Annotated in this window: 19 protein-coding genes; 12 read left to right on the top strand and 7 right to left on the bottom strand. The window is 67.2% G+C overall.

Going from position 1 to position 23,844, the window contains the following annotated elements:
- Window positions 1–64: 64 nt before the first annotated feature.
- Genes U8326_RS14560 through U8326_RS14550 form a run of 3 tightly spaced genes read right to left on the bottom strand, consistent with a single transcriptional unit; the run spans window position 65 to window position 2,756 of the window.
- The gene (locus U8326_RS14560; RefSeq protein WP_324741088.1) at window positions 65–835 is read right to left on the bottom strand and encodes a nucleotidyltransferase family protein; all 771 of its coding nucleotides are present in this window, start codon (window positions 833–835) and stop codon (window positions 65–67) included.
- Window positions 832–1,728 carry a hypothetical protein gene (locus U8326_RS14555; RefSeq protein WP_324741086.1) on the bottom strand — a complete coding sequence of 299 codons (897 nt, stop codon included), beginning with the start codon at window positions 1,726–1,728 and terminating at the stop codon, window positions 832–834. Before U8326_RS14555 ends, U8326_RS14560 begins: the two co-directional genes overlap by 4 nt.
- Window positions 1,725–2,756, bottom strand: a complete 1,032-nt coding sequence (locus U8326_RS14550) for a diacylglycerol/lipid kinase family protein (RefSeq protein WP_324741084.1) — start codon at window positions 2,754–2,756, stop codon at window positions 1,725–1,727. Before U8326_RS14550 ends, U8326_RS14555 begins: the two co-directional genes overlap by 4 nt.
- Before the next feature lie 125 nt (window positions 2,757–2,881).
- Here U8326_RS14550 and U8326_RS14545 point away from each other — a divergent pair, with 125 nt between their 5' ends.
- Entirely contained in the window at window positions 2,882–4,009 is a 1,128-nt protein-coding gene (locus U8326_RS14545; protein ID WP_324741083.1) for a CDP-alcohol phosphatidyltransferase family protein, read from the top strand.
- 4 nt (window positions 4,010–4,013) lie between these two features.
- The gene (locus U8326_RS14540; RefSeq protein ID WP_324741082.1) at window positions 4,014–4,457 is read left to right on the top strand and encodes an HIT family protein; all 444 of its coding nucleotides are present in this window, start codon (window positions 4,014–4,016) and stop codon (window positions 4,455–4,457) included.
- Window positions 4,458–4,479: 22 nt separating this feature from the next.
- On the opposite strand, the gene U8326_RS14535 is transcribed toward U8326_RS14540, so the two are convergent.
- Window positions 4,480–5,226 (bottom strand): phosphocholine cytidylyltransferase family protein, encoded by a 747-nt coding sequence (locus tag U8326_RS14535; protein ID WP_324741081.1) that lies wholly within the window; start codon window positions 5,224–5,226, stop codon window positions 4,480–4,482.
- A gap of 95 nt (window positions 5,227–5,321) precedes the next feature.
- Here U8326_RS14535 and U8326_RS14530 point away from each other — a divergent pair, with 95 nt between their 5' ends.
- Complete coding sequence (locus U8326_RS14530; protein ID WP_324741079.1) at window positions 5,322–6,698, top strand: lipopolysaccharide biosynthesis protein; 1,377 nt, start codon at window positions 5,322–5,324, stop codon at window positions 6,696–6,698.
- A gap of 29 nt (window positions 6,699–6,727) precedes the next feature.
- Here U8326_RS14530 and U8326_RS14525 read toward each other — a convergent pair whose 3' ends face one another.
- Both U8326_RS14525 and gloB read right to left on the bottom strand, forming a co-directional pair.
- Window positions 6,728–7,531, bottom strand: a complete 804-nt coding sequence (locus U8326_RS14525) for a crotonase/enoyl-CoA hydratase family protein (RefSeq protein ID WP_324741077.1) — start codon at window positions 7,529–7,531, stop codon at window positions 6,728–6,730.
- Window positions 7,532–7,573: 42 nt separating this feature from the next.
- A complete protein-coding gene (gene gloB / locus U8326_RS14520) occupies window positions 7,574–8,320 on the bottom strand; it encodes a hydroxyacylglutathione hydrolase (RefSeq protein ID WP_324741074.1) in 747 nt (248 codons plus the stop codon).
- Window positions 8,321–8,464: 144 nt separating this feature from the next.
- Here gloB and cysD point away from each other — a divergent pair, with 144 nt between their 5' ends.
- The 9 genes from cysD to U8326_RS14475 all read left to right on the top strand — a co-directional run bounded on the left by cysD (window position 8,465) and on the right by U8326_RS14475 (window position 22,386).
- A complete protein-coding gene (gene cysD / locus U8326_RS14515) occupies window positions 8,465–9,364 on the top strand; it encodes a sulfate adenylyltransferase subunit CysD (RefSeq protein WP_324741072.1) in 900 nt (299 codons plus the stop codon).
- On the top strand, window positions 9,364–11,289 hold the full coding sequence (cysN, locus tag U8326_RS14510) for a sulfate adenylyltransferase subunit CysN (RefSeq protein WP_324741071.1): 1,926 nt from the start codon (window positions 9,364–9,366) through the stop codon (window positions 11,287–11,289). Before cysD ends, cysN begins: the two co-directional genes overlap by 1 nt.
- Window positions 11,286–12,029 carry a 3'(2'),5'-bisphosphate nucleotidase CysQ gene (locus U8326_RS14505; protein WP_324741070.1) on the top strand — a complete coding sequence of 248 codons (744 nt, stop codon included), beginning with the start codon at window positions 11,286–11,288 and terminating at the stop codon, window positions 12,027–12,029. Before cysN ends, U8326_RS14505 begins: the two co-directional genes overlap by 4 nt.
- An 87-nt stretch (window positions 12,030–12,116) precedes the next feature.
- The gene (locus U8326_RS14500; RefSeq protein WP_324741069.1) at window positions 12,117–13,466 is read left to right on the top strand and encodes an alkaline phosphatase PhoX; all 1,350 of its coding nucleotides are present in this window, start codon (window positions 12,117–12,119) and stop codon (window positions 13,464–13,466) included.
- A gap of 310 nt (window positions 13,467–13,776) precedes the next feature.
- Entirely contained in the window at window positions 13,777–15,657 is a 1,881-nt protein-coding gene (locus tag U8326_RS14495; RefSeq protein WP_324741068.1) for a hypothetical protein, read from the top strand.
- Window positions 15,654–17,909 (top strand): adenosine deaminase, encoded by a 2,256-nt coding sequence (gene add / locus U8326_RS14490; protein WP_324741066.1) that lies wholly within the window; start codon window positions 15,654–15,656, stop codon window positions 17,907–17,909. Before U8326_RS14495 ends, add begins: the two co-directional genes overlap by 4 nt.
- 89 nt (window positions 17,910–17,998) lie before the next feature.
- Window positions 17,999–19,435, top strand: a complete 1,437-nt coding sequence (locus U8326_RS14485; RefSeq protein ID WP_324741063.1) for a diguanylate cyclase domain-containing protein — start codon at window positions 17,999–18,001, stop codon at window positions 19,433–19,435.
- A 129-nt stretch (window positions 19,436–19,564) separates the two neighbouring features.
- Entirely contained in the window at window positions 19,565–21,187 is a 1,623-nt protein-coding gene (locus tag U8326_RS14480; RefSeq protein ID WP_324743627.1) for an NAD(P)/FAD-dependent oxidoreductase, read from the top strand.
- 8 nt (window positions 21,188–21,195) lie between these two features.
- Window positions 21,196–22,386 (top strand): NAD(P)/FAD-dependent oxidoreductase, encoded by a 1,191-nt coding sequence (locus U8326_RS14475; RefSeq protein ID WP_324743626.1) that lies wholly within the window; start codon window positions 21,196–21,198, stop codon window positions 22,384–22,386.
- Between the two features lie 17 nt (window positions 22,387–22,403).
- On the opposite strand, the gene U8326_RS14470 is transcribed toward U8326_RS14475, so the two are convergent.
- Entirely contained in the window at window positions 22,404–23,762 is a 1,359-nt protein-coding gene (locus U8326_RS14470) for an OprO/OprP family phosphate-selective porin (protein WP_324741061.1), read from the bottom strand.
- Window positions 23,763–23,844 lie beyond the last annotated feature (82 nt).

Here is a 23,844-nt window from a genome sequence, read left to right as displayed (position 1 = left end):
GCCTGGCCCCGGCTGAGGGCGTGGGCCGTGGCGGCGCTTGCGGGGACTGGCCCCACGCCACGCCCTACAATCCCGCGCCGGCCCGCCGCTCCGCCACCAGCGCGCGGATGTCGGCGAGGTCCTTCATGCTATCCACATCGACGGCGGCAAGCCCGTCGGCCGCGCTGACCACCGCCGCCGAGATCCCGATCTGCCGCCCGAGCCGGGCGACCGCGCCCTGCATGGTCAGGCGCCCGCGCCAGTAATTCCACAACGTGCCGTAGCCGAGCCGGGCGGCGATCCGCCAGGGCCGCTTGCGGTCCGCCTCCACCCCGGCCCAGCTCTCGATCGCCGCTTCGGCCCGGCTGGTGGCGAGGTGGAACAGGTTGCATCCCGACCATTCGCCATCGGCGAAGCGCAGCCATGTGCGCCGGCTGCCGGGCATCGCCGCTTCCACCGCGGCCCGGCGCGCAAGCAGGATCGCGACATCGGCATCGGGCGGCGTCTTCTCGATGAACTGGCGGACCCAGCGCGGCCGCAGCAAGGCATGATCCGCCGTTGTCACCACCATCGGCGCGCCGAGGCGGGCAAAGGCGCGGGCCACGCTTCCGCTCGGCCCGTCGGCCGGTTCGGTCACGACCGCCCCCAGCCGCTCGGCCAGCGCGATCACCTCCGGGTCGCTCGCGCATACCGCGATCCGCTCCATCCCCGCCGCGGTCAGGGCCGCATGGACCCGGGCGAGCAGCGGCAGCCCTTCCAGCTCGATCAGCGCCTTGTGCGACACGCCTTCCGAGGCGGCGAGCGCATCCGCCTCACCGGCGCGGGAACCGGCGAGAATGAGCGCGCTGCAGGTCATGACGCATTGCGCCGGGCGCGCCACACCCGCCACAACACGCCGGGCGCGGCCAGGACCGGATGGCGTTCGCGCCACGGCGTGAGCTTGACCGGAACGCCAGTGTGCCGCTCCACCTTCCAGGCGGCATAGCGGGCGGCCCCTTCGAACGTGGCCGAGGCGCGCAGCAGGCGGACGAGGTTGTAGGGCTTGCCGAGCCGGCGGCGGCGGCGCCACCAATGCCTGATCGTCCACCGCTCCGCCCCGTCCAGCCGGGGCGCGAGCACGCCGTCCCTCTCCTCGAAGGGGATCGCCGCCGCGACCAGCGCCAGCGGCAGCAGGCCATCGAAATGCGCGCGATTGGCGGCCAGGATGGAATCCTCGCGGCCGGGCTTCTCCACCCGGAACTCCGCCTTGTAAGTGGCCCGGAACAGGGCGCGCCAATAATCCTCCGCCCGGCCCCGCTCCGGCCCGAGGGCGACGGCCAGCCGCGCCGCCGTGACCGCCGCGCAGGCAATCGCCCCCGCGACCTGCCCGCCGGTTTCCGCATCCCGCGACCAGACCAGCGCGCCGGGTTGCACGAAGCGCGCCCAGATCGTCGTATCGAGCAATTCGCCAGCGGCAGCCGCGCGAAAGGTGGCAAGCGTCATGGTCGCGACCTTGGCGCGCAGGACAAGCCCCTCATGCGGCCATTCATGATAGCTGACCCTCGGCCAGATTCCCGTTTCGACGCCGCCCGGCAGCAGCAGGTAGAAATCCAGCACGCCATCGAGCGAACGGGTCCGCAGGTTGGAGCCGTAGAACAGCGCGGCCAGCGCCCCGGCCTCCTGCGCCAGCCGCTCCGCGAACAGGCGGACCGGCTCGGCCACCGCTTGGGCCAGGCCTGCCGCAACCCGGCTCTGCAGGGTCTGGTTCACGGCGCCACGAAGTTGAGCTTGGGGCCAAGCGTCAGGCGATAGCGGCCGGCGGGAAATGCCTCGCCATCGAGGATGAACTTGTCGCCCACATCGAAGATCGCTTCCTGCGCATGGCCGCGATGGACGCCAAGCCTGCCGAGAAGGGCCCCTTCCCAACCCGCCAGCAGCGCTGGCGCGAGGGCGATGACACGCCGCAACGGATAATCGACCAGCAGATATTTCAGGCCATCGGGCTGCTTGCCGAACGGCTTTATGCCCAGCGGAAAATCATTCAGCGTCGAAACAAGGATGGCATAGCGGGTTTCCGGCGGCCCATATTGGCTACGCCGCACTTCGCGCGCTTCTTCATCAAGAAACAGCTTGATCGGGGTGATCCCGCGCCACCCTCTGCTGCCGGTTCCGAACAGGCCCTGGAGTATTCCAGAAACCGCCGTCAATCCCACTGCAAAGCTGTTGAATGCACCGTAACGATGCGCGACCTGGCCTTCGTTGGTCGCCGTGGTGAAGATGCCGGCACCCAGGAAGAATCCGACAAGACTGCCACCATTCACGCCAGCACCGTTCACCACCACCGGGCGGCGATCGACGCCCGGCCCCCGGCGCGCGGCGTCCAGCGCCTCGGCCAGCGACCAGTGGTTGGGCAGGCCGAGATCGACGGCCAAGGCATTGGTCTTGCCCTTGGGCAACACGATCATGCGCGGCCAGTTCTCGCCGAAGCAGGATGCGCCGCAGGTCAGCACATCGCGCACCGTCCCGTCGCCGCCGTCGACCGCCAGCATCGCGATGCCCATGCCCGCCATTTCGACGAGATCCCTGGCCAGCTCCTCCCGCGTGCGCGGGGTGCGGGTGATGACATCGGGCCGTTCCGCCATTTCCGGAGCGTGGCCCTTGTTGCGATGGCTGCGCGGATTGCGGATGACCCCGACAAGGGCGCCCGAGGGGCCGCCGCCCGCGCGCCGCGCCGCCGCCGGAACCGGCCGTTGCGTAGCCATGGGCAACCTCTCGAACTCATAGACCGTGCCATCCATCCCGAACGCCTTATCCCCGCATGGGGTGGAAACATATCCTTTTCTTGCATGGCGTCCCGCCCCGGAACCCTTGCCGGACGAACGGCCATTGCGGTTTCCCGCGCTAGACCCTAGTCCACGCCTTCATGACCGTCAGCCAAGCGAAGCCCGGCAGCGAAAGCGTGGGCAGCAATCCCACCAGGCTCTGGGGCCTTTCCATGGCCGAACGCACCCGCCGCCTGGCCGAAGCGGCGGGATTGCGCGCGGATCGGGCCGCGCCCGTGGTGCTGAGCAATGCCGCCGTGGCGTTCGATCCCGCCTGGTTCCGCCATGTCGCGGCCGAGCCGGGCCTCGTGCTGACCCTGGGCGGCGTTCCGGCCCTGGCCCATGCGCCGGACGAAGCCGATGCCGCCGCGATCCGCGCGGCCATGGCCGAAAGCCGGCCGTTGGCCGCATCCGGTCCGCTCCGGGTGGTCGCTTTCGAAAGCGGGCCGACCATCGAGAACAAGCAACTCAGGAAACGCGAAACCCCGTTCCTGCTGGAATTGACCCCGCAAACCGTGCGGCAGGCCGAGCGGGCCAGCTATTTCGGCGCCTACAAGGGCGTGACCGACGTCCTCACCAAATATCTCTGGCCGGAATGGGCGCTGGTGCTGACCCGGATCGCCGCCAGCGCGGGCATCACTCCCAACATGGTGACGGCGCTCGGCGCGATCCTGTGCGTCGCGGCCACCTTCGCCTTCGCCTGGGGCCATTACTGGCTGGGCATGGCGATGGGCCTCGTCTTCATGGTGCTGGACACGGTGGACGGCAAGCTGGCCCGCTGCACCATCACCTCGAGCTGGTGGGGCAATGTCTTCGACCATGGCATAGATCTCGTCCATCCGCCGTTCTGGTGGTGGTTCTGGGCGACCGGCCTGGCCGCCTGGGGCCTGGCCTATGACAGCCAGACCTTCTGGCTGGTGCAGGCCGCGATCCAGGGCGGCTATGTCGTCCAGCGCCTGATAGAAGGCGCGTTCATGCGGCTTTATGGGGGCATCCATATCCATGTCTGGCGCAGGTTCGACAGCCGGTTCCGCCTGATCACCGCGCGCCGCAACCCCAATATGGTGATATTGTTCGCCTCCATGCTGTTCGCCCGGCCCGACCTGGGCCTGATCGCGGTGGCCTGGTGGACCGCGATCAGCTGCGCCATCCACGCCATCCGGCTGGTTCAGGCGATGATCCTGTCGTCTTCCGGGCGTCCCATCACATCCTGGCTGGCGGAGGGCTGACGCCATGAATGCGACGATCGAGAAATTCGGCTGGCCGGCTTCGCTGGTTCATGAGTTCGAGCACTGGGTGGTGCTGGCCCGCCCCGCGCAGCCGACGCTGGGCAGCCTGGTGCTGGCGGCGAAATCGGACGCGACCGCATTCGGCGACCTGCCGGAAGCGGCCCATGCGGAACTGAAGCGGGCCAGCGCGGCGATCGAGCGCGCGCTAGGCAAGCTGATCGGCTATGAGAAGCTCAATTACCTGATGCTGATGATGGTCGACCCGCATGTCCATTTCCACATCATCCCCCGCTACGAAGGGGTGCGGGAATGGCCCAAAGGCGAGGCAGGCGCGCGGGAATTCGTCGACGTGGGCTGGCCCCGGACACCCGACCTCGGCCATGCCGTCGCGCTCGAACCGGCGGAGCTGGAACGGCTCGCCGCCTGGCTCAAGGGCGGCTTCGCTTAGGTCGTGACCCTAGAACGCCGCCCTAGGCCCAACTGTCGGTAAGCCGGGTCGCAACCTCGATATCGTTGAGGAAGTCGACCTCGGCCCAGCCCAGCCCTTCGATCGACACGGTTCCGACCTTGCCGGTTGCAGCGAGCGTGTCGATCACCTTGAGATACCAGTGCTGCACCCCTTCCGGCGTGCGCATCGCCTTGCGCACCGCCTCGCGGAACATTTCCGCGCCTTCGCCGCGAAAGGCCAGGAAGCCGATGGATTCGGCATTGCTCTGCTCGGCGGTCAGGGTCTTGCCGATGTGCAGCAGCCGGCCTTCGTCCTGGCCGACCCCGCGCGAGACTTTCATATCGTCGCTGTCGTAGCTGTCCTTGACATCCACCGTCACCGCGATCGGCCATTCGCTCCCGGCCTGCACCTTGCGCACGATGTCTTCCGAAACCAGCGTATCGCCGTTGAGGATCAGGAAATCCCCTCGCATCGCCTCGCGCGCGATCCAGCAGGAACCGAGATTGTCGGCCACCTTGTAGAACGGATTGAACCGGGTCGCGATTTCGACCCTGGGGTCGCGGATGGAGGCGATTTCCTCGTCCACCATGTCGGTCATGAAGCCGGTGACGACGTCGATCCGCTTCACCCCGCCCCGGGCCAGCATCTCGATCTGCCAGGCCAGCAGCGAGCGGCCCGAAAATTCGATGAGGCACTTGGGCCGCTCGGCAGTCAGCGGCAGCATGCGCGAGCCCTGGCCCGCGCTCAGCAATATGGCGTGTTCGATCATGGCCTGCGCATTAGGCGCTGTTCCGCCGGGCTGCAATGGCGCGCAAGACACCGCACGGCTTGCAGAAACCCCCCGCCTCGTCCAAATGCGTCGCGATGGCAGCCAAGGCCCGCACGCGACTCATGCCCGAATCCATGCTGGGCCGAATGTTCGCCAACACCGTGTGGCTGTTGGGCGGCAAGGGTTTCGGCGCGGTCTGCAGCCTCGTCTATCTCGCCATCGTCACGCGTTCGCTGGGGCTGAAGGACTTCGGCCACTTCTCGCTGATCTTCGGCACCGCGCAGGCGCTGATCGCCATCGCCGGTTTCCAGACCTGGCGGGTGGTGGTCCGCTACGGGGCGGAGCATGTCCATCAAGGCAACTGGAACGCATTCGGCCGGCTGGGGATGCTGGCCGGCGCGCTCGACGCGATCGGCGCGGTGATCGGCTGCCTTATCGCCTATGTGGTGTTCTTCCATTTCGCCGATACGCTGGACCTCAATCCCGAGCTGATCGACATCGCCTTCTGGTTCAATTGCGCCATGCTGTGGGCGCTGGTCTCCGCCCCGACCGGGGTGGTGCGCGCGCTCGACCGCTTCGACATCGCGGTCTATGTGGAAGCCTGGGTTCCGCTGGGCCGCCTGCTGTCGGCGGTGGCGATCTGGCTGACCGGGCCGACCCTGCTCAAGTTCCTCATCGCCTGGGCGATCATCGATATATTCGAAGCGGTCATGTACTGGGTCGCCGCGCGCTATCTCTGCCCCCAGGCGGTGCGCCTGCGCCATCTGAAGGAGATCGGGCACGCGCTGCGGGACAATCCGGGGATCATCCGCTTCTTCCTGATAACCTATGCGACCGCCACGGTCGAAGCGGTCAAGCGCTATGGCCCGCTCCTCGCGGTCGGCTATTTCGCCGGAACCCGGGCGGCCGGCCTTTATCGCCTCGCCCAGCAATTGAGCCAGGGGCTGAGCAAGCTCTCCACCCTGCTCACCCGCTCGGTCTATGCGGAAATGTCCCGCGCCCGGGTGGCGGCGGCGGCCGACGAGTTCCGCAAGCTGGCGGTGCAGACCAGCCTGATCGCGGGCGGCGGCGGCGCGCTGGTGGTGGTGCTGGCCGTGGCCTGCGGCGCCCAGCTGATGAGCTTCATCGGCGGCGACGCCTTCCGCGCGGGCTATATCGTGATGATCCCCCTGACCATCGAGGCATCCTTCGAGCTGGCCAGCGTGGCCTTCGAGCCGGTGCTGCATGCCACCGGGCGGGCGCGCCTGGCGCTGATCGCGCGGCTCACCGCGCTGGGCGCGCTCGGCATCGCGATGCTCGCGCTGGTGCAGGAAGACGACGCCATCGGCATTGCCTGGGCGGTGGCCATCGGCGGCGCGGTCTATTACGCCATCATGGGCTTGATGGCCTGGCGCACGCTCAACGGGCTGGAGCGCGAACAGGCGGAAGCGGCGGCGCGGGAAGGCCCGGGGCAGGGTCCAGACCCAGCCTGAAACGATCATGGCCTGGGCGCGTCCGCGCCTTACTCCCCGCGAAAACGCGGTTCCCGCTTTTCGAGGAAGGCGTTGACCGCCTCCTCGTGATCCCGGGTGGCATGGCAGGCGGACTGGAACCCGGCCGACATCTCCAGCGTGGCAGGCAGGCTGGCCCGCCATGCCTCCCGCAGCAGGCGCTTGGTCATCCGCACCGCATGGGGCGGGTTGGCGGCGATCATGCTTGCGACCGACAGCGCCTCATCCATCAGGCGCTCCGCGGGCACGACCCGGGAAACCAGCCCGCAGGCCAAAGCCGCCCGCGCATCCAGCCGCTCTCCGGTCAGCGCCATTTCGCTGGCCTTGGCGAAGCCGACCACGCGCGGCAGCAGCCAGGCCCCGCCATCCCCCGGCACCAGCCCGAGCTTGACGAAACTTTCCGCGAACACCGCACGTTCGCTGGCGATGCGCACGTCGCACATGCAGGCAAGATCGCAGCCAGCACCGATCGCCGCGCCGTTCACCGCCGCGATGACCGGAACCTCCAGCGCTTCGAACAGCAGCGGCAGGCGCTGGATGCCCTTCTTGTAGCCGCGCCGTGTCATGGCCGGCGAGCCGGGGTTGAGCGAGCCGCCCGGCTTCATTTCCTCCACATTGCCGCCGGACGAGAAGGATTTGCCCGCCCCGGTCAGGACGATCACCCGCGCCGCCAGTCCGGCGTCGGCCTGCTCCACCGCGGCGACCACCGCGTCCAGCATGGGCGGATCGGAAATCGGATTATGCCGCGCGGGCGCGTTCAGCGTCAGGACGAGGATGCCGTCGTCCGTCAGCTCGCTGAGAACCAGATCCGTCACTTCGCCTCTCCCTGCGGAACCGTGCAGCGCATGACCTGCCGGTCAGCCCTTGAAATTGTCCTTGGCGGCGCGGATCTCGGCGAAGGCTTCGGCCGGGTCCGCCCGATCCGACAGCAGGGGCGCGCGCAGGAAGGGATTGGTGCGCCGCTCCTCCCCGATGGTGGTCGGCACGGTCGGCTCTCCGCGCTCCCTTGCGGCTTCCACGCGCTTCATCCGCTCCGCCAGCGCGGCCGAGGAATCGACCGTCACCGCGAAGCGGCCGTTGGAGAGCGTGTACTCATGCGCGCTGTAGGCCATGGTTTCCTCCGGCAAGGCAGCGAGGCGGGACAGGCTGGCCCACATCTGCCGGGGCGTGCCTTCGAACAGCCGCCCGCAACCGAGCGGGAACAGCGTGTCGCCCACGAAGACCGTCGCCTCGCCGGGCGCATAATAGCAGACGTGGCCCGTGGTATGGCCGCCGGTATCCAGCACCTCGAAGCGGGTTTCGCCCAGCTCCACCGTGTCGCCATCCGCCACGATCCGGTCGACCGGGAAATGGGCGCGCACTTCCTCCGGCCCCACCAGTTCGCAGCCGAAGCGCGCCTTCACCGCTTCATTGCCGCCCGCGTGATCCGGGTGCCAATGGGTGTTGAACACATAGTCGATAGGCCAGCCCAGGCTTTCCGCCTCGCGGATGATCGCCTCCGCCTCCGGCGTGTCGATCGCGGCGACCTTGCCGCTCGCCTCGTCGCGGATCAGATAGCCGTAATTGTCGGACAGGCACGGAAACTGGTGGACTGTCAGCGCCATGGGGCTTCTCCTCGGGCAGGTTGCCGCCATTATCGGCCGCGCGGCCGGAAAAGCCAAGGCCGGCGATTGCGAAAGCGCAACTGAAACCCGGCAAACTTTTGGTGTGATTGACGCTTGCCCGCCCCCTGCCTAGGGGCGTGCAGCATGTCGCTCACCCATCTTCAGAGGCTCGAGGCCGAAAGCATCCATATCATGCGCGAAGTCGTCGCGGAGACGGAGCATCCGGTGATGCTCTATTCCGTGGGCAAGGATTCGGCGGTGATGCTGCATCTGGCGAAGAAGGCGTTCCACCCCGCGCCGCCGCCCTTCCCCCTGCTGCATGTCGACACCACCTGGAAATTCCGCGACATGTATGCCCTGCGCGACAAGGCGGCGAGGGAGGCGGGGATGGATCTGCTGGTCCATCACAACCCCGAAGCGCTGGAGAAGGGGATCAACCCGTTCGACCATGGCCCGCTCCACACCGACATGTGGAAGACGGAAGGGTTGAAGCAGGCGCTGGACAAATACGGTTTCGACGCGGCCTTCGGCGGCGCGCGGCGCGACGAGGAAAAGAGCCGGGCGAAGGAGCGCATCTTCTCCTTTCGCAGCGCCAATCACGGCTGGGACCCGAAGAACCAGCGCCCCGAGCTGTGGAAGCTCTACAATGCGCGCAAGAACAAGGGCGAAAGCATCCGGGTGTTCCCGATCTCCAACTGGACCGAGCTGGACATCTGGCAATATATCCACCTCGAAGGGATCGAGATCGTGCCGCTCTATTTCGCGGCGCCGCGCCCCACGGTGGAGCGGGACGGGCTGCTGCTGATGGTGGACGACGACCGCTTCCCGCTCGAGCCGGGCGAGGAGCCGGTGATGCGCTCCATCCGCTTCCGCACGCTGGGCTGCTATCCCCTGACCGGCGCGGTGGAGAGCGAGGCCGCGACCCTGCCCGAAGTGATCCAGGAAACCCTGCTCACCACCACCTCGGAGCGGCAGGGCCGCGCGATCGACAAGGACGCAGGCGGCGCGGGCATGGAGAAGAAGAAGCAGGAGGGCTATTTCTGATGGCCGACCAGGACATCATCTACCGGCCCGAAGCCCTGATCGCCGAGGATATCGACGCCTATCTGGAAACCCACCAGCACAAGACCATGCTGCGCTTCATCACCTGCGGCAGCGTCGATGACGGCAAATCCACCCTGATCGGGCGGCTGCTCTACGATTCCAAGATGATCTTCGAGGATCAGCTGGCCGCGCTGGAAGTGGACAGCAGGAAGGTGGGCACGCAGGGGCAGGGAATCGACTTCGCCCTGCTGGTGGACGGCCTCGCCGCGGAGCGCGAGCAGGGCATCACCATCGACGTGGCCTATCGCTTCTTCTCGACCGAGAAGCGCAAGTTCATCGTCGCCGATACGCCGGGCCACGAGCAATACACCCGCAACATGGTGACAGGCGCGTCCACCGCCGATCTCGCCGTGATCCTGATCGACGCGCGCAAGGGCGTGCTGACCCAGACCCGCCGCCATTCCTATCTCGCCCATCTGGTGGGCATCCGGCATGTGGTGCTGGCGGTGAACAAGATGGATCTGGTCGGCTACGACCGGCGGATTTTCGACGAGATCGTCGCCGATTACCGCGCCTTCGCGCAGAGGATCGGGATCACCGCCTTCACCGCGATCCCGATTTCCGGCCTGGCCGGCGACAATATCGCCAGCCGGAGCGAGAAAACGCCCTGGCATGACGGGCCGACCCTGATCGAGCATCTCGAAACGGTCGATCTGGGGCTGGACGAGCGCACCGCCGCGCCGTTCCGCCTGCCGGTGCAGTGGGTCAATCGCCCCAATCTCGATTTCCGGGGCTTTGCCGGGCAGATCGCCGCCGGCACGATCCGGCCGGGCGACGCGGTGCGGGTGATCCCTTCAGGCAAGACCAGCACGGTGGCCCGGATCGTGACCCTGGATGGCGATCTGGATCAGGCCGTGGCCGGGCAGTCGATCACCCTGACGCTGGCCGACGAGATCGACTGTTCGCGCGGCGACGTGATCTGCGCGGCGGACGATCCGGCCGAGGCGGCCGACCAGTTCGAGGCGACCGTGGTGTGGATGGCCGAGGAGGAGATGATCCCCGGCCGCAATTACCTGATGAAGATCGGGACGCAGACCGTTTCCGCCACCGTCCATCAGCCGAAATACCGGGTGGACGTGAACACGCTGGAGCATCTGGCCGCCAAGACGCTGGGCCTCAACGACATCGGCATCTGCGAGCTGGCCACCGACAAGCGGATCACCTTCGAGCCTTACATCACCAACAAGGACATGGGCGGCTTCATCCTGATCGACCGGATGACCAATGCCACCGTGGCCGCCGGAACGCTGCATTTCGCGCTGCGCCGCGCGCAGAACGTGCATTGGCAGGCGCTCGACGTCACGCGACAGGCCCATGCCAAGCTCAAGCACCAGACGCCGCATGTCCTGTGGTTCACCGGCCTGTCCGGCTCCGGCAAGTCGACCATCGCCAATCTGGTCGAGAAGAAGCTGCATGCGCTGGGCAAGCACACCTTCCTGCTCGATGGCGACAATGTCCGGCACGGGCTGAACAAGGACCTCGGTTTCACCGAGGCCGACCGGATCGAGAATATCCGCCGGGTGGGCGAAGTGGCCCGGCTGATGACCGATGCCGGGTTGATCGTGCTGACCGCCTTCATCAGCCCGTTCCGGGCCGAACGCGAGATGGTGCGCAACCTGCTGCCGGAAGGCGAATTCGTGGAGATCTTCATCGACACACCGCTGGAAGTGGCGGAAAGCCGGGACGTGAAGGGCCTCTACAGGAAGGCGCGGGCCGGGGAGCTGAAGAACTTTACCGGCATCGACAGCCCCTATGAACGGCCCGAAGCGCCCGAAATCCATATCGATACGACCCGCATCTCGCCCGAGGATGCGGCGGAACTGGTGGTGGATCATATCGTCGGCGCCTGGATGCCGGAGATATGACGGATGCCGAACTGGCGGCGCGGGTGGCCTATGCCGCCGGACGCATCCTGGTGGATGTCCGCCAGAGCGGGCTGCTGGACGACAAGGCGCTGGGCCGGACCGGGGACGAGACGGCCAACCGCTTCATCGTGGACGCGCTGCGCCGGCAGCGGCCGGACGACGGGCTGCTGTCCGAGGAATGCAGGGACACGCCGGAGCGGCTCGGCAAGTCCCGGGTGTGGATCGTCGATCCGCTCGACGGCACCCGCGAATATGGCGAAAAGCGCGCGGACTGGGCGGTCCATGTCGCCCTGGCGATAGACGGCGTGGCGGTGGAAGGCGCGGTCGCCCTGCCGGGGCTGGGCGAAGTGCTGCGGACCGACGTGCCACGCGCCCTGCCGCCCGCAGGCCAGCCGCTGCGCATGGTGGTGAGCCGCACGCGCCCCGCCCGCGAAGCGCTGGCGGTGGCGAAGGCGCTGGGCGCCGGGCTGGTGCCGATGGGCTCGGCCGGAGCCAAGGCCATGGCGATCATTCGCGGCGAAGCCGACGTCTATCTCCATTCCGGCGGCCAGTATGAATGGGATTCGGCCGCGCCGGTCGCCGTGGCCGCCGCGCATGGCCTGCATTGCTCGCGCATCGACGGCAGCCCGCTGGTCTATAATCGGCCCGATGTTTCCATGCCGGACCTGCTGATCTGCCGGAAGGAGCACGCCGCGCAGGTGCTGGAAGAAGTTACCAAGGCGCACGCCGGCCCGGATTGAAGCCCGCCCGTGGCTTTTGCCGGCCCGTCACGCGTGAATGCGCCGGGCTGCCGCAAAATTGTCATAGCCCGCGCGCATGGGGGCGCCATGAAGCACAGCCCCATGACCGCGACCGCCTTGCCACCCGCCACGCGGCGTCATTTCCTGCAGGCCACGGGCACCGCCTTTGCCGCGCTGCTGGCCAGTGGATGCACCGCCGGAGCGGGGCTGGCCACGACGCCCGCGCCATCCTCGCCATACAGCCCGCTGCGAACGGACCCAGCCGGCCTGCTCGACCTGCCGGAAGGGTTTTCCTATCGGGTTCTGTCCCGCCTGGGCGACGCCATGGACGATGGCGGCACCGTGCCCGACAATGCCGACGGCATGGGTTGCCTGGCACTGCCCGGCGGAGAGATCGCGCTGGTGCGCAATCACGAGCTGAAGCCGCACCACGACACGGGCGGCCCCCTGGCCGGCGGCTATGACCGCAAGCCCGATGGCGCCGTCCTGCCCGGCGGCACCACCACCCTCGTGCTCGATCCCGGCACGCTGGAGATCAAGCGCCAGTTCCGTTCGCTGGCCGGCACGATCCGCAATTGCGCCGGGGGCACGACCCCCTGGGGAAGCTGGCTCACCTGCGAGGAAGACCTGACCTTGCCGGGAGCCGCCGCTACGCGCGACCATGGCTGGGTGTTCGAGGTTCCAGCCGATGCGGCGGGGCTGGTGGAAGCGCTGCCCCTGAAGGCGATGGGGCGCTTCAACCACGAAGCGGCGGCGGTCGATCCGGCCACCGGCATCGTCTATATGACCGAGGATCGCGACGAGGGCCTGCTCTATCGCTTCATCCCCGATGCGCCCGGCAGGCTGGCCCGGGGCGGGCGGCTGCAAGCGCTCGCCCTGCCGGGCAAGGGGCTTCCCGACAGCCGCAACTGGTCCGGCAGCCGGATGACGGTGGGCGAATGGCTCGAAGTGGGCTGGATCGATCTCGACGAGGTGGAAAGCCCGCAGGACGATCTGCGCATCCGGGGCGCGGCCAGCGGGGCGACCCTGTTCGCGCGCGGCGAAGGCATCCATATGGGCGAGGGCGAGCTTTATTTCTGCTGCACGTCCGGCGGAGCGAAGAAGCTGGGGCAGGTCTTCCGCCTCAGGCTGCCGCAAGCCGGCCCCGCCAGCCTGCAGCTGTTCTTCGAATCGACCCGGCCCGACCAGTTCAATTTCGGCGACAACCTGACCGTCGCGCCGAGCGGGCACCTGATCGTCTGCGAGGACCAATATACCGATGTCGTCGACAATTACCTTCGCGGCATCACCCCGGCCGGGGCGGCCTATCCGTTCGCCCGCCTGCGCCGCCAGACCGAACTGGCGGGGGTCTGCTTCTCGCCGGACGGGCTGACGCTGTTCGTAAACCTCTACAGCCCGGCGATGACCCTGGCCATTCGCGGACCCTGGGCCGCCTGACTTGCCGGAGCGGGGAGCGCTCGCGATAGTCCGATCCGGTGCTTACCGGCATTGCGCCGCCGCCATAAGAGTTTATGCTTGGGCATCCTGCGGCAATCGGGATTGAGGGCCGGAAACGCCAGCCTATGGGCAGCTTGCCGGAACGATAGCAAGAGCAAGCCATACCAAAAAAGGACGGCCGGGTGTGAGCCAAGCGGCGGAAACAAGCGTGAGAGTTGTCCAGCGCGTGGGCAATGCCATCGGTGTCATGGGATATACGCGCGGTCTGCGGCAGCCATCCCTGCTCGCCCGGTTGCAAAAAAGCGCAGCCGTGCCCGCAAGCATCGTGGAATTGGTGGAGGATTTCGTCACCCGGCGCTTCGGGCCGGTCAAGCCGGTGCCCGACGTGGCCGATGCGGATTTCCGGATCGTCCATGTCGTGCAATGGGTTCGGGCGATATTGGAGGCAAGCGGCCACGTCATCCTCGAAGACAGCCTGATCTTCAAGGACGATGCAGACGATTCCGATATCTGGACGGTGATCCAGCCTTGCGGGAATTTCAACGCCTGCGTCGCCTCCATCGATCTCGCGATGCAACTGCTGTGCGCGGCCGCGCAATCCGGCGAGGCGGAACCGGAGAATCTGGCCGCTTCCCTGGAAAGCCTGGCGGAGAAATACGCCAAGGCGGTCAGGCACGGCGTGCTCCAGGGTTTCAACGCATTCCATTTCCTGGCCGCGGCCCATTCGCTCAATATCCCATGGTTCCGGCTTGCCCCGAACCATATCCAGTTCGGTCATGGCGCCGCGTCGCGCCTGCTCGACAGTTCCTTTACCGATCGCACATCGCAGATCGGGACCAGCATAGCCCGCGAGAAGCAATTGGGTTCGCAGGTTCTGCGCTCGGCCGCCCTTCCGGTCGCCAGCCATAAATTGGCCAGGTCCGCGGACGAGGCGGCGCAGATCGCCAGCCAGCTGGGATACCCGGTGGTGGTCAAGCCGGGCGATCTCGACGGCGGGGTGGGCGTCGCGGCCTACCTGCTCGACGAAAACGCCGTGCGCAAGGCATTCGACCGCGCCAAGGCCCATTCCGGCCTGATCCTGGTCGAAAAGCATTTCATCGGGCGCGATTACCGCATCCAGCTCGTCAATGGCGAAGTCCATGGCATTCTGGAACGCGAGCCGGGCGGCGTGACCGGCGATGGGAAGCACACGATCCGCCAATTGGTGGAGCGCCAGAACCGGGAACGCGCCACCGCGACGGACGACCGCCGCCACCTTCACCCCATCGAATGGGACGAGGATGCGGAGGCGATGCTGGCCCATGCCGGGCTGGAATCGTCCTCGGTTCCGGCAAAGGGCGCGTTCGTCCGGCTCCGGGGCGCAGCGAACGTCGCCAGCGGCGGCATTCCCAGGCCGGTTCCGGTGGAGGCGGCCCATCCGGACAACATCGATCTCGCCAAGCGGGCGGTGCGGACCTTGCGGCTCGATGTGGCGGGAGTGGATCTTCTGATTCCCGACATCGGCGCAAGCTGGCTGTCCTCCGGGGCCATCATCTGCGAGGTGAATGCCCAGCCGCAAATGTTCACGACGATGCACGAGCCGATGCTGCGGAGCCTGTTCAACGGAACCGATGGGCGCATTCCCATTGCCCTCGTGCTCTCGCCCGGCCCGGGCGAAACGGTGAGCACCGCCCTGCATGAACGGATGCGCACCGCTTGGCCGGGCGCCGGGCTGTCCAATTGGGAACAGGCAAGGATCGGCGGAACGGCGATAAGCGGCGAACCGCTCACCCTCTTCCAGGGCGGCCGCGCCCTGATGCAGGACCCCGAGGTGGACGCCATCGTCCTTTCGACCAGTTCCGACGCCGCCGGGAACAGCTGGCCGTTCGACAGGGTGGACCTGATCGTCCTGGCCGGGAATGGAGAAGCGGAAACCGCGGCTACCGAAGAAACCATGCTCCAGCTCGCCCGGTCGGCGCGATGGCTGCAACCCCGGCAGGTCATGGCCGACGGAAGCTCTCCGGCCTGCCTCGCCGCCGCGCGCTACCTCAAGGATCATGCGCCCTGCCGGACGATCGACGGGAAGGGCGCGGCCGGGCCGGCGCGGCGGCTGGCCGAAGCGGCATTCGCCTATCTGACCACCGGCTCTCTTCCGGCCGCATCCGGCCCATCGAAAGCCCGCAAGGCCCGTTCGGCCGCGGAGGCAGCGTGACGGGCGCGCCGCCTGCGCGACGCAACATATTGATAACCGCCGCTCCGATCGGCTTCGGACCTGCCTCCAAGGCATGGCTGATAGCCGAGGAGCTGAGGCGGACGCATTCCGTCACGATCAATATCTCGGGCGACGCCGCCGAGTTTCTGCAAGCCAATGCCCAGCCGGATGTGCCCTTGGTGAACGGCGCCTTCGGCGACGTATTCCATGATCGCGCGTCTCTGGCCGGATTCGATGCATTCATCGCGGTCAACCAGATGGTCGCCATGGCGCGGCTGGCGAGAATCGGCCTGGCCGGCCGCTCCATCCTTGTCGACAGCCTGACCCACTGGCGCAGCAAGGTGGACGAGATTCAGGCCTCCGCCGGGCTGCTCGCGCATCTGGTGCAGGACTATCCCGCCCTTGAAGGCGCGCTGTCGCAAACATTGCCGCCAGAGGTCACGGCGGTGGCGCCGATCATCCATCGCGGCGCGAGGCAGGGCGAAAAGCGCGGCATCGTCATCCACACCGGCGGCATGGCGGTGCCGACCGATGTCGGGGTTCCCTTCCGGGAAGCGGTCATCCTGCTTTTTGGCCTTACGCTCGAGGCGGCCATGGAGAAGCGCGGCGAGGTTTCGTTCCTGGGCAATCCCTATGCCATTCGCCATATCCCCGGAGTGGAGCGGGCCACAATCCTCGGTTCGGTCAGCCCGGTCCAGGCGGCCGAGGCGATCGGCAAGGCGGAACTGCTGATAAGCACGCCCGGAATAGGCGCGGTGTATGAGGCGATCAGCCAGGACACGCCGGTCATCCTGCTTCCGCCCACCAACAGCACCCAGATTTCCCATTACCGGGTCCTGACCGGCCAGGGCATGGCGGGCACGCTGCCCGCTTCCATCCGCGACAAGCTGGCGCAGGTGATGGAACATCTCTCGTGGGAGAAGCACAAGCCCTATCTCATCGAACAGCTCGCCAGGAATGCCCCCGCGGCGCTGGCGGGCCTGAAGCCGCTGCTCGGCGCCTTCCTCGACACGGCGCATGAAGCCCGACGCACCCAGGCGATCCTGGCTGGGCGCAGGATGTTCTCCGCGCTGGCGACCCTGCCCGCGACGCAGGCCATCGAGACAGCGCTGGCGAGCCTGCCCAACGCCGCCCCGCCCGCGCCTGCAACCCCGCGCGCGGTTCCCGATAGCGTGGCGGAGCCGCCGCAATCGCTGGCCCATTTCGTCGCGAGCCTGCCGAAAGTCGAGCTGCATCTCCATCTGGAAGGCGCGCTGTCGCCCGATTTCACCCAGGGCCTTGCCCAGAGGCACAGGATTCCCTTGCCGTTCAAGGACCCGGCCAGCTTCTTCAAGCCGGCCTCCTACGCGGATTTCGCCGCTTTCGCGAACCGCATCCTGTTCAATGCCCATTGCCTGCGCAATCCGCGCGATTTCGAGGATGCGGCCTTCGCGCTGGGCGAGCTGATCCATGCGTCGTGTGTCCGCTATGCCGAAGTGATGTGGACCCCCCAGCTCTATCTCAACCGCGCGATCGGGCTGGACGGAATCCTCGCCGCGCTCGATCGCGGACGGGCGCGGGTGCGCGAAGCATTCGGCATCGAGCTGCGCTGGATCGCCGACCTGGTGCGCAGCTATCCCGGCCCGGCCCCGCAAATCGCGCAATGGGCCTGCCTGCCGCAATCGCGCGCGCGCGGCATGGTGGCGCTGGGCCTGGGCGGCCCGGAGGCGAACCACCCGGCCCGGCCCTTCGCCGCCTGCTTCGAACATGCCGCCCGCAACGGGCTTGGCCGCAATCCCCATGCCGGGGAGAACGATGGGCCGGCCAGCATCGTGGAGACGCTCGATCTGCTCAAGCCGGATCGGATCGCCCACGGCATCAGGGCGGTGGACGATCCATCGCTGATGGCGCGGATAGCGGACCAGGGCGTGGTGCTGGATATCTGCCCAAGCAGCAATATCCGGCTGGGGGTGCGGCCCGATTATGCGCAGCTTCGCCTGGACCGGCTGCGCGCGGCGGGCTGCAGGATCACGCTCAACACCGACGATCCGGCCCTGTTCGACACCGACCTCAACCGGGAATACCGGATCGCGATGCAGCATTGCGGGCTGGATGCCGCCGCCATCGGGGAATGCATCGCGACCGCGGTGGAAGCGGCCCGGCTGGACGGCGAGGCCAAGGACCGGCTGCGCGCGGAGATTCTTCCCGAGGTCGCGCGGCTGGTGCGGGCCTATGCCGGGTCCGCCGGGGAATCCACGCTTCGTCCGGTGTAAGGCAGGGGCCGTCCCGGATATCGCCAAATCCGATGAAATGGCCCGTATCCACTAACAAAGGCTTTACCATAAGCCGCTAGTGTCGGGCCATGTCCCCGAAGCCTGGCAACGTCGCACGGCTGCAGGAAGCAGCATTGGAACTTCTGGCGATCCAGAAGGCGATCGCGTCCGTCAGCGATGATCGCGACCAGGTTCTGCAAGCGGTCGTGGACGGCGCCCTGCGCCTTTTTCCCTTTGCCTGCGGGGCGATCATCGAGATGCGCAGAGACGACCAGCTGGTCTACACCGCGATGAGCGGGCGGGTCGATCATCTGCTGGGCGCATCGATTCCGATAGAGGGCAGCCTGTCGGGCAAATGCATCCGCACTGGCAAGGGATTCATCTGCGAGGACAGCGAAGCCGATCCCCGCATCAATCGCGCGATATGCCGCCGCGTCGGGCTGCGATCCGCCGTGATGGTGCCATTGCCGCTGCAGAACGAGCAGGTGGGGGTGCTGAAGATCTATTCCGATCAGGTCGGCGCGTTCGACCACGCCGACCTGCTGCTGAGCGAACTGCTGGTTTCGCCCATCGCATTCGGATTGGCCAGCGCGGCCCAGGCCGCCTCCGCGCGGGCGCATGACGAAATATCCCGTCGCTTCGAAGCGACGTTCCACCAGGCCGCCGTGGGCATCGCGCACGTCGCGGTCGACGGCCGCTTCATGATGGTGAACGACCGCTTCTGCGAGATTGCCGGCCATCCCCGGGAAACCCTCATTGCCGGGGGCTTCCAGCAGATCACCCATCCGGAGGACCTCGACAGCGATCTGGCGAAGGTGGCCTTGCTTATCAATGGCGCGATCGACCACTATTCCATGGAAAAGCGCTATGTCCGCAAGGACGGCGCGACTAGCTGGGTCAATCTGACGGTGTCCGCGGTGCGGAACGATTGCGGCGAGGCGAGTTTCTTCGTCGCCGTGGTCGAGGATATCTCGCGGCGCAAGCGGGCCGAACTGGTGGCCTCGCGGGACATGCTGACCGGCCTTCCCAATCGCCTGGCCATGCTCGAAGAACTGAAGCTGATGCTGGCGGACCGGCCCGACGGGAAGATGGCGAGCGTGGCGTTCCTCGATCTCGATGCGTTCAAGCAGGTCAACGACCGTCTGGGCCACACCGCCGGCGACCGCTGCCTCGTCACCATATCGCGAACGCTGCAAGCCTCGCTCAGAAGCTCGGATACTCTCTACCGGATCGCCGGAGACGAATTCGTCCTGCTCTCGCCGGATATAGGCGGCGAGGAATTGCGCCTGCTCCTGTCGGGGCTGGAACAGGCGATCGACCGGATATCCGATGCGAACGGGTGGGGCGTCGGCATCAGCATCGGCGCGGTCCTGGTTCCGCCGGGCGGCTCGACCAGCCCGGAAGCCCTGCTGGAAGCGGCCGATCAGCTGATGTATCGCGTCAAGCGCAAGGAATTTCCCGCGCCGGCCATCGCCGTCTTCCCCCGGAAGGAAACCGCCCGGCCCAGCAAGGCGCAGGCGGCCTGAATCGAACGAAATCTGCGGTGCTTCGAGTCAGGCGAACGATGGTTTCGCCCCGCCCTTCGGCCTGCCGCCCGATCGCTAAGCGGTGCGGCGCCGGTTGGCGGATGCGCGCGAACGCGTTAGGGGCCGATGATGCTGCGCCTTTCCGGACTGACCCTGCCGCTCGACCATGACGCGCAAGCCCTGCCCGTGGCCATCTGCGCCCGGCTCGGCATAGAGCCGGACCGGCTGCGCGGCCACGAGATCGTCCGGCGCGGCAATGACGCCCGGCGCAGGAACGCGATCCTGCTGGTCTATACCGTGGATGTCGATCTGGCGGACGAGGCGGAAGTCCTGGCCCGGTTTGCAGGCGATCACGAGGTCAGGCCACGGCCGGACACCGATTACCGTTTCGTGGCGCAAGCCCCGGAAGGCTGGCCTGGCCTGCGCCCGGTGGTGATCGGGGCCGGGCCATGCGGCCTGTTTGCCGGGCTGATCCTGGCCCAGATGGGCTTTCGCCCGATCATCCTCGACCGGGGTAAAGTCGTACGCGAGCGCACTAGGGACACCTGGGGGTTGTGGCGGCGTTCGCAGCTCAATCCGGATTCCAACGTGCAGTTCGGGGAAGGCGGGGCGGGTACATTTTCCGACGGCAAGCTCTATTGCCGGGTCAAGGACCCGCGCTTCCTCGGCCGCAAGGTGCTGGAGGAATTCGTCAAGGCGGGCGCGCCCGATGACATATTGTTCGAGGCGCACCCCCATATCGGCACCTTCCGCCTCGTCACCATGGTCGAAAGCATGCGCCGCACGATCGAGGGACTGGGCGGCGAATATCGCTGGCAGACCCGGGTGGACGAGCTGGAGCTGGAACGCGGGCCGGATGGCCGCCAGCGGCTGCGCGGCCTGCATCTGCACGACGGCAGCTTCCTGGAAGCCGATCACGTCGTCCTCGCGGTGGGGCATAGTGCCCGGCCCACTTTCGAGATGCTGCACCGGCGCGGCGTCCACATCGAAGCCAAGCCCTTCTCCATCGGGGTACGGATCGAACATCCGCAATCATGGATCGACGAGGCGCGCTACGGCAAGTTCGCCGGGCATCCCATCCTCGGCGCAGCGGCCTACAGCCTGACGCACCATGCCTCGAACGGCCGCGCCGTCTACAGCTTCTGCATGTGCCCGGGCGGGCGGGTGGTGGCCGCGACCTCCGAGGAAGGGCATGTGGTGACCAATGGCATGAGCCAGTATTCGCGGGCGGAATTCAACGCCAATTCCGGGCTGGTCGTGGCGATCGATCCGGTGCGGGACTATCCGGGCGGGCCATTGGCCGGGATCGCCTTCCAGCGGCATTGGGAATCGCTGGCCTATCGCGCGGGCGGATCGTCCTATGCGGCCCCGGCCCAGAAGGTCGGGGATTTCCTGGCGGGCCGTCCCTCCACCGGGCTGGGCGCGGTCACTCCGTCCTACAAGCCGGGCGTGACGATGACCGATCTGTCGCAATGCCTGCCGGGCTTCGCCATCGAGGCCATGCGCGAGGCACTGCCGGTGTTCGGGCGGCAGATCGCGCGCTACGATGATCCCGACGTGGTGATGACCGGGGTGGAAACTCGCACCTCCTCGCCGGTGCGGATCACGCGCGGCAAGGATTTCCAGAGCCTCAATGTCGCGCGACTGTTCCCGGCGGGCGAAGGCGCGGGATATGCCGGCGGCATCCTTTCCGCCGCGATCGACGGGATCAAGGTGGCGGAAGCCGTCGCCAAGAGCATCCTGGCCGAGTGACCCGCGACATGACGCAGCGCCATTATGACGCCATCGTCCTTGGCGCGGGCGCCGCCGGAATGATGTGCGCGATGACGGCGGGGGCCGGGGGCAAGCGCGTGCTGCTGGCCGACCATGCCGATGCGCCGGGCAGGAAGATCCTGATCTCCGGCGGCGGGCGCTGCAACTTCACCAACATCCACACCGCCGCCGACCGCTATATCTCGGGCAATCCGCATTTCGCCAAATCCGCGCTGGGCCGCTACAGCCCGCAGGATTTCATCGCGCTGGTCGACCGCCACGGCATCGCCTGGCACGAAAAGACGCTGGGCCAGCTGTTCTGCGACGGGTCCGCCCGCCAGATCGTGGAGATGCTGGCGGGCGAATGCACCGCCGCCGGGGTCACGCTCATGCTCGGCCGGCCGGTGACCGCCATCGGCCACGGCGACGGGCTGTTCCGCGTGACCATCGGCGGCACGGAATGGAGCGCGCCCGGGCTGGTCCTCGCCACGGGCGGGCCTTCCATCCCCAAGCTGGGCGCGACCGGCTTCGCCTATGACACCGCGCGCCGCTTCGGCCTGTCCGTGGTGCAGCCCCGCCCCGCGCTGGTGCCGCTCACGCTGGGCGCGGAGGAAGCGCTGTTCCATTCGCTGTCCGGGGTTTCGGCCGAGGTCGAGGTGCGCTGGAACAAGACCCGCTTTCGCGAGGCCGCGCTGTTCACCCATCGCGGCCTGTCAGGCCCGGCCATCCTCCAGATCTCGTCCTACTGGCAGCACCGCACCGGGATCGGCGTGGATTTCCTGCCCGATGCCGCGCTGGACTGGCTGCTCACGCAGAAGCGGGAGCGCCCGCGCATGCCGCTGCGGCGCGCCCTCGCGGCAAGCCTGCCCGAGCGACTGGCCGAAGCGCTGCTCGAAAAGCTGGATATGCAGGGCGAACTGGGCAACCTGCCGGACAAGGCGCTGCGCGCGATCCAGGCCCGCCTCGCCGACTGGCGCTTCGCCCCCACCGGAACGGAAGGTTTCGCCAAGGCGGAAGTGACGGCGGGCGGCATATCCGTCGCCGGGCTGTCCTCCCGCAGCATGATGGCCGATCATCTGCCCGGCCTCTACGCCATCGGCGAGGCGGTGGACGTCACCGGCTGGCTGGGGGGATATAATTTCCAATGGGCCTGGGCGAGCGGGTGGGCCGCCGGGCAGGCGATTGCCGAGAGCGCTTGAACCGCCGCGACCGCCGATCAGAAATCCAGCTCGAACCGCGATCCGAACACATGCACGCCGTAATCGGTGCGTCCGTCGATCAGCGGAACCGCGCCCTGATAATCGAGATAGCCGTAATTCAGGTTGAACCGCAGATACTGGATCGGGGTCCAGATCAGCGAGGCGAGATAGCCGTTCTGGATACCGCCCCTGATGTCCTTACTGTCGAGATCGAGGTGATCGTAGCGCAGATTGACCTGCAGCGCCCCGATCCCGCCCTTGCCGAGAGGATTGCCCGGGCGGGTATTGCCGAAGAACCCGTTCCCATAGGCCCGGCTGTCGGCGGTCAGGAAATAGCCGATCTCCGCATAGCCGCCCCGGAAGTCCGGCGTCGCGCCGTCGAGCCGGTCGGGCCGGAGCCAGTGCATTTCGGCAGCGGCATGCCAGCGTCCGCTGATCGCCGCCAATTCGACGCCATAGGAAAGCTCCTCCCTGACGGACAGCGCAGCCGTTCCGATCAGCCGGCTGTTGGCAGAATGGACAAAAGGCCGCTGCCGATAGCGCAGCGGCGCATCGCTCAGCCGCCCGAGCTTGCGCCAATGCGCCGAGGCCCCGAAATGGAGCTGGGTGGAACCGAGCCGGGGGGCATAGACCACGCGGCCATCGGTGCTGAAGCTGTTGTTCTCGTCGCCGCCCTCCGGCCCGTCGTTCTGGTTGGAGAGCGCTTCGACATCGTCGGTGAATATCCCGAACTGCCCGAGGAACGGCCCGTTCTGGTATTGGGCGGAAAAACCGAGCCGCCGTTCGAAGTTGAACGCATCGGTGAAGGCGGCGCGCTCCATGAAGCTGCCGGTGGTGTCGCCGGTCAGCTCGTCGAGCGACTGGAACTGGTTGTGGTTGCCCAGCGTCAGCAGCCAGCCGCCGGTCCTGTAAGTGAGGAAGGTATCGACCAGATCGACGCCGTTGTCGGAAAATTCCGCCTCCAGCTTGTATCCGAACCCGCTGCCCAATTCGCCTTCGCCGCCCAGCCGGACTCTCCGGAACTCGCTGGAAAAGCCCAGCCCCTTGTCGTCCAGGCCCGACGGCACGGAGACATAGTTGGCATCGGCCTGGATGCGGCCCTTCACCTTGAAGGACCGATCCCCCTCGGCGATGCGCGGCGATCCCTTCCATTCGATCCGGGGTTCTTCGCGCGGCCGCCCGGCCGCTTGCGGTTCCGCCTGCTCCGTGCTTTCGACCAGGCGCTTTTCCAGATCCTCAACCCGCGATTTCAGGCGCGTGATCTCCTCGCGCAGGGCAATCGCCTCTTCTTCCGTGATCGGGCGCGCCTCCGCCTGCGATGTCACCGCCAGACCGATTGCAAGCGCGCTGGCGATGCCGGCGGAATATGTCTTCATGCGCTCTCCGACAAATCTCGCGCGGTGCGATCACCTCGCCTGCGCGACGCGGATCGGCATCCGGCAACATATATGTCACGAG

Origin of the sequence: Tsuneonella sp. CC-YZS046 (genome assembly GCF_035581365.1) — a bacterium.
Classification (GTDB): Bacteria; Pseudomonadota; Alphaproteobacteria; order Sphingomonadales; family Sphingomonadaceae; genus JAWKXU01.
Note: the sequence above shows the minus strand (reverse complement) of the source record. Positions and strands in the feature narration are given on the sequence as shown.

Bases quoted from the DNA above. Each gene is read 5' to 3' on its own strand.
- U8326_RS14560 (WP_324741088.1), bottom strand. From the start codon at position 835: ATGACCTGCAGCGCGCTCATTCTCGCCGGTTCCCGCGCCGGTGAGGCG.
- U8326_RS14550 (WP_324741084.1), bottom strand. From the start codon at position 2,756: ATGGATGGCACGGTCTATGAGTTCGAGAGGTTGCCCATGGCTACGCAA.
- U8326_RS14545 (WP_324741083.1), top strand. From the start codon at position 2,882: ATGACCGTCAGCCAAGCGAAGCCCGGCAGCGAAAGCGTGGGCAGCAAT.
- U8326_RS14540 (WP_324741082.1), top strand. From the start codon at position 4,014: ATGAATGCGACGATCGAGAAATTCGGCTGGCCGGCTTCGCTGGTTCAT.
- U8326_RS14535 (WP_324741081.1), bottom strand. From the start codon at position 5,226: ATGATCGAACACGCCATATTGCTGAGCGCGGGCCAGGGCTCGCGCATG.
- U8326_RS14530 (WP_324741079.1), top strand. From the start codon at position 5,322: ATGGCAGCCAAGGCCCGCACGCGACTCATGCCCGAATCCATGCTGGGC.
- gloB (WP_324741074.1), bottom strand. From the start codon at position 8,320: ATGGCGCTGACAGTCCACCAGTTTCCGTGCCTGTCCGACAATTACGGC.
- cysD (WP_324741072.1), top strand. From the start codon at position 8,465: ATGTCGCTCACCCATCTTCAGAGGCTCGAGGCCGAAAGCATCCATATC.
- cysN (WP_324741071.1), top strand. From the start codon at position 9,364: ATGGCCGACCAGGACATCATCTACCGGCCCGAAGCCCTGATCGCCGAG.
- U8326_RS14505 (WP_324741070.1), top strand. From the start codon at position 11,286: ATGACGGATGCCGAACTGGCGGCGCGGGTGGCCTATGCCGCCGGACGC.
- U8326_RS14500 (WP_324741069.1), top strand. From the start codon at position 12,117: ATGAAGCACAGCCCCATGACCGCGACCGCCTTGCCACCCGCCACGCGG.
- U8326_RS14485 (WP_324741063.1), top strand. From the start codon at position 17,999: ATGTCCCCGAAGCCTGGCAACGTCGCACGGCTGCAGGAAGCAGCATTG.
- U8326_RS14480 (WP_324743627.1), top strand. From the start codon at position 19,565: ATGCTGCGCCTTTCCGGACTGACCCTGCCGCTCGACCATGACGCGCAA.
- U8326_RS14475 (WP_324743626.1), top strand. From the start codon at position 21,196: ATGACGCAGCGCCATTATGACGCCATCGTCCTTGGCGCGGGCGCCGCC.
- U8326_RS14470 (WP_324741061.1), bottom strand. From the start codon at position 23,762: ATGAAGACATATTCCGCCGGCATCGCCAGCGCGCTTGCAATCGGTCTG.